The sequence below is a fragment of the Alteromonas sp. ABV4_150 genome, from assembly GCF_056311745.1.
In genome coordinates this window covers 2,625,294-2,638,049 of sequence record NZ_CM149971.1, presented here as the reverse complement: position 1 = coordinate 2,638,049, position 12,756 = coordinate 2,625,294, and the positions used below count along the sequence as shown (strand labels likewise).

General features: G+C 44.2%; 13 protein-coding genes. 5 read left to right on the top strand and 8 right to left on the bottom strand.

The genetic code is table 11. The features are described 5' to 3' along the window. Nucleotides 1-5: 5 nt before the first annotated feature. From uppS to rpsB, 5 genes are all read right to left on the bottom strand, one after another. Nucleotides 6-788, bottom strand: coding sequence for a polyprenyl diphosphate synthase (gene uppS / locus ACYX4M_RS11505; RefSeq protein ID WP_476080215.1), 783 nt, complete (start codon nt 786-788; stop codon nt 6-8). 9 nt (nt 789-797) lie between these two features. Then, entirely contained in the window at nt 798-1,355 is a 558-nt protein-coding gene (gene frr, locus ACYX4M_RS11500; RefSeq protein ID WP_334057365.1) for a ribosome recycling factor, read from the bottom strand. 23 nt (nt 1,356-1,378) lie between these two features. Beyond that, complete coding sequence (pyrH, locus tag ACYX4M_RS11495) at nt 1,379-2,116, bottom strand: UMP kinase (protein WP_159623659.1); 738 nt, start codon at nt 2,114-2,116, stop codon at nt 1,379-1,381. Between the two features lie 238 nt (nt 2,117-2,354). Next, a complete protein-coding gene (gene tsf / locus ACYX4M_RS11490; RefSeq protein WP_012517564.1) occupies nt 2,355-3,227 on the bottom strand; it encodes a translation elongation factor Ts in 873 nt (290 codons plus the stop codon). 121 nt (nt 3,228-3,348) lie between these two features. Further along, nucleotides 3,349-4,080 carry a 30S ribosomal protein S2 gene (rpsB, locus tag ACYX4M_RS11485; RefSeq protein ID WP_015066407.1) on the bottom strand — a complete coding sequence of 244 codons (732 nt, stop codon included), beginning with the start codon at nt 4,078-4,080 and terminating at the stop codon, nt 3,349-3,351. Between the two features lie 411 nt (nt 4,081-4,491). Here rpsB and map point away from each other — a divergent pair, with 411 nt between their 5' ends. The 3 genes from map (at nt 4,492) to dapD (ending at nt 9,006) form a co-directional block, all read left to right on the top strand. Then, nucleotides 4,492-5,286, top strand: coding sequence for a type I methionyl aminopeptidase (map, locus tag ACYX4M_RS11480; RefSeq protein ID WP_476080214.1), 795 nt, complete (start codon nt 4,492-4,494; stop codon nt 5,284-5,286). Nucleotides 5,287-5,533: 247 nt separating this feature from the next. Further along, a complete protein-coding gene (glnD, locus tag ACYX4M_RS11475) occupies nt 5,534-8,185 on the top strand; it encodes a [protein-PII] uridylyltransferase (protein WP_476080213.1) in 2,652 nt (883 codons plus the stop codon). Further along, entirely contained in the window at nt 8,182-9,006 is an 825-nt protein-coding gene (gene dapD, locus ACYX4M_RS11470) for a 2,3,4,5-tetrahydropyridine-2,6-dicarboxylate N-succinyltransferase (RefSeq protein WP_118490066.1), read from the top strand. Before glnD ends, dapD begins: the two co-directional genes overlap by 4 nt. 96 nt (nt 9,007-9,102) lie before the next feature. Here the strand turns inward: dapD and ACYX4M_RS11465 are convergent, their stop codons facing one another. The 3 genes from ACYX4M_RS11465 to ACYX4M_RS11455 form a co-directional block, all read right to left on the bottom strand. Further along, entirely contained in the window at nt 9,103-9,552 is a 450-nt protein-coding gene (locus ACYX4M_RS11465) for a flavodoxin domain-containing protein (protein WP_476080212.1), read from the bottom strand. A 53-nt stretch (nt 9,553-9,605) separates the two neighbouring features. Then, nucleotides 9,606-10,385 carry a tRNA pseudouridine(65) synthase TruC gene (gene truC, locus ACYX4M_RS11460; RefSeq protein WP_476082872.1) on the bottom strand — a complete coding sequence of 260 codons (780 nt, stop codon included), beginning with the start codon at nt 10,383-10,385 and terminating at the stop codon, nt 9,606-9,608. 68 nt (nt 10,386-10,453) lie between these two features. Then, nucleotides 10,454-10,798, bottom strand: a complete 345-nt coding sequence (locus tag ACYX4M_RS11455; protein ID WP_476080211.1) for a YqcC family protein — start codon at nt 10,796-10,798, stop codon at nt 10,454-10,456. Nucleotides 10,799-11,034: 236 nt separating this feature from the next. On the opposite strand from ACYX4M_RS11455, the gene ACYX4M_RS11450 reads away from it, so the two are divergent. Together ACYX4M_RS11450 and ACYX4M_RS11445 are read left to right on the top strand one after the other, a co-directional pair. After that, nucleotides 11,035-12,084 carry a DUF3549 family protein gene (locus ACYX4M_RS11450; protein ID WP_476080210.1) on the top strand — a complete coding sequence of 350 codons (1,050 nt, stop codon included), beginning with the start codon at nt 11,035-11,037 and terminating at the stop codon, nt 12,082-12,084. After that, on the top strand, nt 12,085-12,387 hold the full coding sequence (locus ACYX4M_RS11445; protein WP_476080209.1) for a DUF3301 domain-containing protein: 303 nt from the start codon (nt 12,085-12,087) through the stop codon (nt 12,385-12,387). Nucleotides 12,388-12,756: the final 369 nt, after the last annotated feature.

The following is a 12,756-nucleotide window of genomic DNA, read 5'->3' as shown; positions in this document are numbered from 1 at the left end:
TGGTGTTAACCATCGGCTGTGACTACCTGTTCACCGGTTAAACCGAAACGACGCTGGCGAACATTAAAATCGTCTACGGCTACTTGAAAAACGTCTTCATCGAAATCGGGCCATAGTACGTCGGTAAAATACAACTCTGCATAGGCACATTGCCAAAGTAAGAAGTTGCTAATACGGTGTTCGCCACCTGTGCGAATAAGAAGGTCTAACTCAGGAAGGTTAGCCGTTGAAATGTGTGCATTCAGAGCATCTTCAGTGATGTCTTCCAAATCCAAATCGCTGCTTTTCACCTGCGTGGCAAGTTGTTTCGCCGCGTTTACAATATCCCATCTACCACCGTAATTTGCGGCGATATTTAAGACCAAATCTTTGTTGTCTTTGGTCATGTCTTCAGCTTTACGAATTTTTTCGACAAGCTTGGCATCAAACGCCTCAACATCACCAATAACCTGTAGACGTACACCATTTTTGTGTAGTCTTTTTGCTTCGCTATTGAGGACAAGATTGAACAGCTCCATTAAGACACTGACTTCTTCCTCGGGACGTTTCCAGTTTTCGCTGGAAAACGCGAATAGCGTAAGTGATTCAATACCGTTTTGACGTGCAAAGCGCACAACAGAACGTACAGACTCTACCCCGGCTTTATGACCAAAGGTACGAATTTTCCCTTTCTTTTGCGCCCATCGACCATTGCCATCCATAATGATTGCAACATGCTTCGGGCCAGCAGACTCTGCTGGCACCTCGGCTTTTGACGATTTGGCTGCGCTTAAACGCTTTCCAATCATAATACTTACTTATACTTCCATTAGTTCTTTTTCTTTGTCAGCAAGCATGCTGTCAACTTTCTTAATGAAATCGTTAGTAATAGACTGAATGTTTTCTTCAGCAGCGCGGCTCTCATCTTCACTGATTTCTTTTTCTTTCAGCAAGTCTTTTACATCGCCATTCGCATCGCGACGAATGTTACGAATAGCCACACGGCCACCTTCTGCTTCGTTGCGCACCACACGGATTAGGTCTTTACGACGCTCTTCAGTTAGCGGAGGAAGAGGAATACGAATTGAACCACCCGCACTCATTGGGTTAAGGCCCAAATCAGACTGCATAATGGCTTTTTCTACCGCTTGAATGGCGCTTTTATCAAACACAGTTAACGCTAGAGTACGGCTGTCTTCTGCAACCACGTTAGCCACTTGCTTTAATGGCGTGTCTACACCGTAATAAGGTACCATGATGCCATCTAAAAGGCTTGGATGCGCACGACCTGTGCGGATTTTGCTGAATTGGCCCTTAAGAGAAACTAGGCTTTTTTCCATGCGCTCTTGCGCATCTAATTCAATTTCATCAATCACGATTTGTATCCTATTGTTCTTAATTAATCGTTGTCAGCGTGGCGAATAACAGTACCTTCTTTTTCGCCCATCACAACACGCTTCAGGCAACCTGGCTTATTCATGTTGAATACGCGAATTGGCAAGCTGTGATCGCGCGCCAAAGTAAACGCTGACAAGTCCATCACTTTAAGTTCTTTTTCTAGTACTTCTTGGTACGTAAGTTCATCGTATAGCGTTGCCTCTGGGTTTTTCACTGGATCGTCGCTATATACACCATCAACTTTAGTCGCTTTTAATACTGCATCGGCTTCAATTTCGATACCGCGCAAGCAAGCCGCTGAGTCGGTTGTGAAGAAAGGGTTGCCAGTACCGGCAGAGAAGATAACAACGCGGCCCGACTTAAGAAGGCTAATAGCTTCTGCCCAGTTGTAGGCATCGCACACGCCGTTCAACGGAATAGCAGACATCATACGCGCGTTAACAAATGCGCGGTGAAGCGCGTCGCGCATAGCTAGGCCGTTCATTACCGTAGCCAACATGCCCATATGGTCGCCAACAACACGATTCATTCCCGCTTTTGCTAGGCCTTCGCCACGGAACAAGTTACCACCACCGATAACAAGACCAACTTGAACACCAAGTTCAACCAGCTCTTTTATTTCTTGTGCCATTCTATCTAGCACTTTAGGGTCTATGCCAAAGCCTTCTTCGCCCATTAGGGCTTCACCACTAAGCTTTAACAGAATGCGTCGATATGCTGATTTTGGTGTGATACTCATAGTTTGAATCGTCCTCGTAAACCCGTTTTGTCCTATGTCTTTCAATAAAGCATTGACGTAAAAAACATAGGACAAAGCGCTTTCGTTTGTTTGGCAGGCGCACGCTTGTAACTCGCCTAGCTTCACACTTGCGCACTGCATTAGCAATACTAAAGATATGCAGCTATAAAAAAGCACCTCCTAAGAGGTGCTTTGTAGTTTATCTAACTATTGCGTAATGCAAAAGATAAACGCTCAATTATTTCTTAGCAGCTTCCATTTGAGCAGCTACTTCAGCAGCGAAGTCTTCAGTCTTCTTCTCGATACCTTCACCAACTTCGAAACGTACGAAGTTGATTACGTCTGCGCTGTTGTTCTTAAGAAGCTCAGCAACAGAAATTGAAGGATCTTTAACGAAAGGCTGACCAGTCAAGCTCACTTCGCCAGTGAACTTCTTCATGCGGCCTGCAACCATTTTCTCAGCAATTTCAGCTGGCTTACCAGACTGAATAGCGATTTCGATTTGGATTTCTTTCTCTTTCTCTACAACTTCAGCCGGAACATTCTCTGGCTTAACAAACTGCGGGCTAGCAGCTGCAACGTGCATTGCTACGTCTTTTGCTAGCTCTTCGTCGCCGCCAGTAAGGATAGAGATAACACCAATACGGCCGCCGTGTACGTATGCACCTAGCGTGTCGCCTTCAACGTTGATAACGCGACGAGGAGAGATGTTTTCACCGATTTTAGCAACAAGTGCGTCACGAACTTCGCTTACTTTAGAACCGTTAAGTTCTGCATCGTTAAGCGCGTCGATGTCGTTGATGTTGTTAGCCGCGGCTACTTCTAGAAGCTCGTTACCGAACTTAAGGAAACCTTCGTCACGTGCTACGAAGTCAGTTTCACAGTTTAGTTCAAGCATGGTCGCGCGACCACCTTCAACTTTAGTAAGGATAACACCTTCAGCTGCGATACGGCCTGCTTTTTTAGCCGCTTTCGCTTGACCTGATTTACGCATGTTTTCAATGGCTAACTCAATGTCACCATCCGTTTCAACCAGGGCTTTTTTACAATCCAGCATACCTGCGCCAGTACGTTCGCGCAGTTCTTTAACTAGTGCTGCAGTCACTGCCATTTTTCAATTCCTCAGCATTAAATATAAATTCGTTAGGTAAAAGGGGCGATGTCGCCCCTCTCAATACGTTTCGTATTGTAATACCGCCATATTATCTAGATATGACAGTAAGCAATCAGAATTACTCTGCCGCTTCTACGAAGTCGTCTTGCTCAGCTTGTACTTCAAGGTTGCTTTCGCGACCTGAGTTGATAGCGTTTGCAGCAGCATCCAAGTAAAGTTGGATAGCACGGATAGCATCGTCGTTACCAGGGATGATGTAATCAACACCGTCTGGGTTAGAGTTAGTATCAACAACACCAACAACAGGAATACCTAGGTTACGAGCTTCTGTTACAGCAATGTGCTCGTGATCTGCGTCGATAACAAAGATTGCGTCTGGAAGACCGCCCATGTCTTTGATACCGCCAAGGCTGTTTTCAAGCTTGTCCATTTCGCGCTGAAGCATAAGTGCTTCTTTCTTAGTTAGCTTCTCAAACGTACCGTCTTGAGCTTGTTGCTCTAGATCTTTAAGACGCTTGATTGACTGACGTACTGTTTTCCAGTTAGTCAGCATACCACCTAACCAACGCTTGTTTACGTAGTACTGGTCGCACTTAAGAGCAGCGTCTTTTACTGCTTCGCCAGCGGCGCGCTTAGTACCAACGAAAAGGATTTTACCTTTCTTAGACGCAACACCTGAAAGGTAGTTAAGTGCGTTGTTGAAAAGTGGAACCGTTTTTTCAAGGTTGATGATATGAACTTTATTACGAGCACCGAAGATGAAAGGCTTCATCTTTGGGTTCCAGTAACGAGTTTGGTGACCGAAATGCACACCTGCTTTCAGCATGTCACGCATAGAAACATTAGCCATTTTATTTTCCTCTTGGGGTTAGGCCTCCATATACCCCTTGTATCGATTCAGGCCAACCTACGTTGAACTGAACACCCCGATACGAAGTGTCGGTATATGTGTGTTTTAATAAAATAAATTTACCCTCTAAAACGGTGCTTGTTGCACATAGCAAAATGAGCTTTCCGTCAGGGCGCGCGCTTTATATCACAATACCACCACAGCCTCAAGTTTTAGCGTTAAAAAGCCAGACTTTTAAGTATTTCTGCCAACCTTTATTAAAACGACCCACCCCATTGCTATCAGCCTTGAAAATCGCCAATTAAAAACCATGAATATCAGCACCTTACTAAGAATGACCTGAATAGTGTTATACTGCGTAAGTAATTTAAATTCTTCACCAAACTAGTTTCAAACGATTTGAGAGGCGCTGTGACAGCTATTATCAAAACCCCAGAAGAAATCGAAAAAATGCGCGTAGCCGGTAAACTGGCTGCCGAAATACTTACTATGATCGGGCCTTATGTGAAAAAAGGCGTAACCACCGATGAACTGAATACTATTTGTCACGACTATATAGTAAATGAGCAAAAGGCAGTGCCCGCTCCGCTAAACTATGGTCACCCACCATTTCCAAAGTCTATTTGTACGTCGGTGAACCATTGTATATGTCACGGCATTCCTTCTGACAAGAAGCTAAAAGACGGTGACATCATCAACATTGATGTAACTGTTATAAAAGACGGTTATCACGGTGATACTTCGAAGATGTTCGTTGTAGGTAAGCCATCTATTCTTGCCGAGCGCCTTATTCGCGTTACTCAAGAGTGCCTATATAAAGCGATTGAACAAGTGAAGCCGGGCATGCGTCTTGGCGACATTGGTCATATTTGTCAAACCCATGCTGAAGCGCATAACTATTCAATAGTACGTGAATACTGCGGTCACGGCATTGGTGCAAGTTTCCACGAAGAGCCGCAAATTGTTCACTACGGAAAGCCTGGTACAGGTGACGTTTTAGAAGCTGGGATGTGCTTTACCATCGAACCTATGGTTAACGCAGGCAAACGTTACTCAAAAGTTTTGCCAGATCAATGGACTGTTGTGACTAAAGACAGAAGTTTGAGTGCTCAGTGGGAACACACTCTTTTAGTTACCGAGACCGGTGTTGAGATTTTAACGCTGCGTGAGGAAGAAAGCCTAGAACGTGCTATTTCTCACGGATAGTTTTCACACTGCGGCTGTTAAGCATACGGCCGCTTTGTTTGCCCTTTTTTTAATTCAAAACCGCATACTAAATATTTATTCTTTATCCGCATTCAATCAGCCCATTCAACGGCTACACACCTATAACAAAAAACCATAAATATTCACAATTCAACCTAACTTATGCATAAATTTGCTACTGCGAACTAGTATCAATTCATGCTATTGTTCTTAGCGTTTTAATAGAAGTCTATTTCAAAGGTGCATTTTGACGCTGCAATTACTGATAAAGAATATCGACACAATTAACTCTGTTGATGAAATTCCCGTCATTAAATCGTGCGTGGAAGCCAGTTATACTTGGATAACAGAGTCTTTCGATGCAACGCCCGTTAATCAACTCGTTACCGGTCGTGCGCAGTTTGTCGACGCATTGCTTTGTCACCTTTGGCAACTTTACGGCTTAGATACCGTGGGCGAGCTTTCCCTTTGCGCGGTGGGCGGATACGGTCGCGGCCATTTGCAACCCCACTCAGACATCGATTTACTCATTGTCAGCAAGAAGAAGCTAAAGCCTGAAGTGCAAGAAAAAATTGGCATGTTCATCACCCTTTTATGGGACATCAAGTTAGATGTTGGACAGTCGGTACGCACCATTAAAGAAACGGTTAAACTGGCGAAAGACGATATTACAATTGCGACAAATCTGGTTGAAAGCCGCCTGCTTTGTGGGTGTGAGACTACATTCGACAAACTGTGGGATGAAGTAAACGGTCGCAATTCATGGTCGAGTAAATCTTTCTTCTCGGCTAAATATGACGAGCAAAAAAAACGCCACGCCAAGTTTAACGGCACCGCTTACAACCTTGAACCAAACATTAAAGAGAACCCGGGATGTTTGCGAGACATTCAATCTATCGGTTGGGTAGCGAAAAAGCACTTTAAAGAGTATGACGGATGGAACTTGGTGGGTCACGGTTACTTCACCGAACAAGAGCACAGTGAGTTAATCGCCTGTCGTATGCACCTGTGGAAAATGCGTTGTGCATTGCACTTAGTTGCTGGCAGAAGCGAAAACCGACTGCTTTTCGACTATCAACCCGATGTCGCCCAAATGATGGGATACGGTGAAGAAGGTAAGGCGTCTGTGGAAAAAATGATGCGTGACTTTTTCCGCACTGTAGCGCGCGTCTCTGAACTAAACCAAATGTTACTTCAGCGCTTCAAGTACGACATGCTGAATCAAAGCGTACAAAAAAGCGTAATCATAAACGAAGATTTTGAACTGCTCGACAATATGATTTCGCCGCGTCACGAAACCGTATTTTCATCACCTGAGGCAATTTTAGACTTCTTACATTTGGTGGCAAACACGCCAGAAGTAAAAGGCTTAAGTACCATTTGTATTCGACAATTGCGTAACGCTCACCGGGCCTTCGAAGCCGAATATTACGTTGAACGTCCTCTGTGCCGCGATAAATTTATGCGATTAATGAAGCAACCCGAATTTTTCGATTTCGGTTGGGACATTATGCACCAGTACGGTATTTTACAAGCCTACCTTCCAGAGTGGGATACCATTGTGGGTATGATGCAGTTTGACTTGTTTCACGCCTACACGGTAGACGAACACACTCACCGATTAGTGAAGCATGTAAACTATTTTTTCTCGAAAGAGAACAAAGATTTTCCGCGCTGCGGCAGAATTTGCCGAAACCTAGACAAACCTGAAATTCTTTACATTGCCGCAATTTTCCATGACATCGCGAAAGGTCGTAATGGCGACCACTCCACCCTAGGCGCGCAAGATGTGGCTAAGTTCTGTGCTCAGCACGACGTACCAAGTAAAGATGCAGAACTGATTGCATGGCTAGTAGAAAACCACCTGCTTATGTCAGTGGTTGCCCAACGCCGCGACATTTACGATCCTGATGTAATTAGTGAGTTTGCTGGTGCGGTAAGAAGCCATAATCACCTTAATTTACTTTATACACTGACCCTTGCCGATATTCGCGCTACCAACGATAACCTTTGGAATGACTGGAAAGCGTCTTTGCTTCGCGAACTGTATTTAATGACTCAAAAAGCGTTAGATAATGGGCTACAGTGTCAGGTTACACTCAACGAGCGAGTAACCACTCACAAACATCAGGCAAGACAGATTCTGCAAGAGCGTGCTATAGACCCAATTGCCATTGATGCGCTATGGGCGAGACTTGATGATGACTACTTTGTTCGCTTTAAGCCTACGCAAATTGCATGGCATACCGATGAAATTATTAAAGCTCAGAATGAATGGCTTACACCAGAACACGATGGTCTATTAGTAAAAGCTAACGACAACAGCGCTAAAGGCGGCACTGAGGTGTTTGTTTACGGCAAAGATAGAAAAGCATTGTTTGCGCAAGTCGCGTCAGTGCTGGACAGTCGCAACTGTTCAATTCACGACGCCCACGTTACCGTAACTAGAGACGGCTATGTGTTCGATAGCATGCTTATTCTTGAAAATGACGGCAGTCGTATAAGCTCAGAGTCTCGCATTGCTTCTATTGAGAATGCCATTTCTGCCCAATTAGAAAAGCCGGGACGTTCTCACGAAAACAAACGAAAGTTACCGCGCCAAATGAAACAGTTAGACGTGCCAACCAAGGTTCGTTTTTTCAATATCAACGATGAAGCAACGCTTATCGAGTTAGAAGCCCTAGACGCACCGGGCATTTTAGCTAAAATTGGTCATGCATTCGTTGATACTAATATGACACTTAAGCTTGCAAAAATTGCCACCATTGGCGAGCGAGCCGAAGATATTTTTATCGTCAGCAATGAGGCTGGCATCGCATTAACCCAAGAACAACAGGTAAACCTTAAAAAGCGTATCCTGTTTAAACTCGACCAACTTGAAGATATCACAATACCATGAATGAATTGAAAGCCATTATTGAAGACGCCTTCGAAAATCGCGACAGCATTAGCCCGTCATCAGCACCTGATGAAGTAAGAGATGCGGTAGCGCAAGCTATCGACCTACTTAATAGCGGAAAAGGCCGCGTTGCAGAAAAAATTGCTGGCGAATGGGTAGTACACCAGTGGCTGAAAAAAGCGGTTTTACTTTTCTTCCGTCTTCACAACAACGACGTTATTGAAGGCGCTGAAAGCAAGTTTTATGACAAAGTGCCACTTAAGTACACTAACTATACAGCTGAACAATTTGCGGCTGACGGCGCACGTATTGTTCCTCCAGCAGCAGTACGCACGGGTACTTTTGTGGGCAAAAACGCAGTTGTTATGCCTTCTTACGTAAACATTGGTGCATTTGTTGATGAAGGCACTATGGTTGATACGTGGGCTACGGTAGGCTCATGTGCCCAGATTGGTAAGAATGTTCACCTTTCTGGTGGCGTAGGCATCGGTGGCGTATTAGAGCCACTTCAAGCAAACCCAACCATTATCGAAGATAACTGTTTTATCGGTGCGCGTTCTGAAATTGTAGAAGGTGTTATCGTTGAAGAAGGCTCAGTAATTTCAATGGGCGTTTACATCGGTCAAAGCACGCGTATCTACGACCGTGAGACCGGTGAAGTTCACTACGGCCGTGTACCAGCGGGCTCTGTAGTTGTTGCGGGTAACCTGCCTAGCGCAGATGGTAAATACAGCCTATACGCAGCAATTATCGTGAAAAAAGTTGATGCAAAAACCCGCGCTAAAGTAGGTATTAACGCTCTACTTCGCGGTGTTGAATAAAAACTTATGCATCGTTAGCTAACTAACGATGTTCGCATATAAAAAAGAGGCGCCTTAGCGCCTCTCTTTATTTTTAACCCATAAAGCCTTCTAGACTTAAGACAAAAGCTTGTCCTTGATAGTATTAACCCACTCCACCACATCTTTTTCTGGCTCTAGAGTTTCAATAGCATCAACTTCTAACATATTAGTAACCGCGTTACCTTGCAGTTCAGTAAGTAATTCTTGGAATTGTTTACCTGCTCCACAAAAGCTTTCGCCATAGCTACTATCACCTAGCGCAGCAATAGCGAAAGGCTTGCCCGTTAGCATAGGTGATTCGTCTTTTAAATCTGAAAACACAAACTCTAGGTTAGGCGGAACATCGCCCTGACCTGTCGTTGAGGTAATAATTAACAGTGCGTCAGCATCAGTAAAATCGGCTACTGATGGGTCGCTTTCCAGTGAGCAATCTACGCCCTGCTCAGCTAAATTTTCTTCCACCTGTTCAGCTACGTGTTGCGCGTTACCGTATACTGTACCCGCAATAATTTTCAATGTTGCCATTTTTACCTCTTAAAACAATGATCGTCGCCTATGTCGACAGGCGGAAAGTATTTCTATTTTATCAAGCTAAACGGTTTTAACCTGTTTGCGAATTGTTGCATTTCATTGTGCATCTCTCCATCAATTGTTATCCATTTACCGCTAACAGGATGAGAAAAGCCCATATGGGTACAACTTAAGGCCAAATTATTAAAATTAAAGTGCTGTTTAGCGAATTTGTTTTGCTTTCCATCGCCGTGAGTTGTATCGCCGATAATGGGGTGACGAATGTGCACCATATGCCTTCGAAGCTGGTGCTTACGGCCTGTGCTGGGAGAAAGTTTTACTAGCGAATATCTAGCACTTTGGTATCTGCCTACAGGCTCGGGCACTTCAAACTTTGCGAGTGACTCATACATGGTAGACGCTGGCTGAGGTGCTTGCTGTGGCCTTTTGTGTTTGTCTGCAATTTTGTCATAACGATACTTAAGGGCATAATCAATAAAGCCGGTGTGGTTAACGAAGCCTCTAACCAGAGCGTGATATACCTTAACCACCCGCTTATCCATCATTTGTTGACCGAGTTTTGCCGCAATTTCTGAGCTAAAACTAAACACCAACACACCTGATGTAGGTCTATCTAAGCGGTGAGCTGGAAATACATGCTTGCCAATTTGATCTCTCAGTGTCTGCACCGCAAATACGGTTTCATGCTTATCTATAGGGCTCCTGTGCACTAGAAGGCCTGGAGGCTTATTTATCGCAATGATATACTCATCTTGGTATAGAACAGGCAAGTGCAAAGAGCCCGTGCTACCTTGTCTTTCAACATCGGCTTTTGCACTAATCTGCATTTCTAGACGCTCTACCGCGTCATCTGACAGCACATTTTGTGAGGTACTTAAAGCTTGATCTTGCGTACTCATCCAATGTCTCCACTGGCAATATCGTCAATATATTGTAGCGCAGACAGGGTATTTTGATTCTCGGGTGATAAGCACACTTCTGCTGCGGGTGTAATTTGCATCGCCGGTATAGGGTGCGATTGGGCCAACAAAATGCGCATTTTGGGAATAAAAATAAAAGCCAGCCAAGCTTCAAAAGAAAAACAGTCAGCTGCAAAAGGTACTTCACTTCCCATGGCATTTCTAAGCGCTTGTTCATTGGGCACATCATCTGGCCAAACACCATCTTGTTGCATTACCGCTTCTAATTGTTTAAGTGCTTTGATAAAAGCTAAATGACGGCTACTATTCGCTTGATTCACAACTTCTCCGCTTCCCGAATATGCTTCAATTTTTAGCGCGCAGTATATCAGGGGCTTAAAGACAACATAAGTCAGCGTGTCGTATCGTTGAAATTCTTCTGCTGTGATACCATTAAAGAGTTTTGCTGATAGCATCTAGCAAATATAAGCACGCCCTTAGGGCGGTTGATCTTTGCTGAACATCGAAGGTCGACAGGCCTAGCAACATTTAATAAAGCAGTATTTTGGAACGAGTTATGAGCGCTAACAGTATCAATTCTATCAGTGAGTTTTTGTTACACGCAGGCACTGAATATCATGTTTTTGATTTAGGTCGACGAATTGAACCCACAGATAATCAAACGTTTCTAGAAATAGAAAATGGCAGTGCTTACGCGCCCTCCCCTCGTCAGCAACATGCGTGGTTCGGTATTGTTTTTTGGAACAAAAATGCATCTTCGCAACACTATATTTGGTTTATAAAGCTGCCGCTTGATGAGCAAGGCTTGGTCGTTGCTGCTGCTAGAAATCATTTTCTTGAGATTATTGTGGATGCATTAGGGAAGTCGATTGCAGAAGATTCCGAAAATGCACAGCAATTGCCCGACAACCCTTATTCCTTCGTTCCGAACCAAACGCAACTCGCTCAGTTTAATGCGCTAGTCAAAAGCACGTTGAACCATCCCTTAGGCGAAGAGGCGCAGAAAGTTGAAGCTTATATCCAAGCCCCGCAGCTTGTGGATTGGCATCAAATATCTATGCAAAGCGTGGCAGATTTTGTACATGGTTTCAGCATGCACGAAAAGCGAGATGTGTTAGAAGAAGCAATTAAAGCCAATGTAGCAATTTACTCAGATGTGTTTGTTAATACGCTTATGGAGACAAGCGAGAGCGTTTCTTTGTCAGATAACTTGTTGGCTATGTATTTGAGCAAAATTGATGATGGCGACGACATCAATTTAGCTGCGCTTAGAGGAGCTTCAGAAGGAAGGTTTAACCCGGTAATAAACGGTAAGTTAATAGCCTTATTGAAGAAAGAAAAATGCCAGCGTCTCGATATTTTGAGTGTTATAGCGGCACGGCATTTCGAGCAAATGGAACCGCTATTGCTTAGCACCTTTTTGGAACAAGCTGCAAAAGTTGACGAAAAAGAAGGTCACCAGGGTGCCTTATTTGCTGGTTTCTTTTCTGATTTAGTTCAAATTCCGAAATTGCGCAGACAAGTACTAACGCTGCTGCACTCAGATGCCAACCCAGATATCCTCAGCAAGGCATTTCAGCGCTTGTTTGCGCAGGCGAGAAAATAGATGACGTTACTTGAATTGGTTTTATGGTTAACGATTAGTTTTACCGGCTATCAATTTTGGCGTATTCGGGCTATTTCAGAACGAACGAACGCTTATCTGAAGCAATATTGCGATAAACATGGTTTGCAGTTATTAAGTGTGGCGAGGGCCAAAACTCGCTTCTCATTCAAGTTTGGTAAACCGGACTGGCACAGCTTATTCAACTTTGAGTTTTCAAGTAATGGTGAAGACAGATATACCGGCGAAGTCGAATTGATAGGCGTGAGAGTTATGCGAACTGAGGTACCGCCGCATAGGGTATAAATGCTTACGCCCGGGGGTTTACAGACTCTTCAGTACTAAGAAATAATTTTTAGAAAACTGGGAAATAGGCTCCCCAAAACCGCCAAAAAAAAGGGGAACCTGACGGCTCCCCTTTTTCCTGGAATTTTGAGTATCCTTCTCCGCGATCCTTTGCGACTAAAATCTTCCCGATTAAAATCCGTATACGCCCCTTTCCATCTACTCTCGCGACATCCTGTGCGAGCTACACTTCCATGCGTAGGTCCCTTTCCTTTTTTCCTTTGTTACTGCACATCCTACATGCAGTGTTCCTCATCCTGAGGCTGTCCTTGTCAGACTCCGCTGACCTTCCCTTCCTTCGTCCTTCGTTTGCTGCACATCCTGCTACAG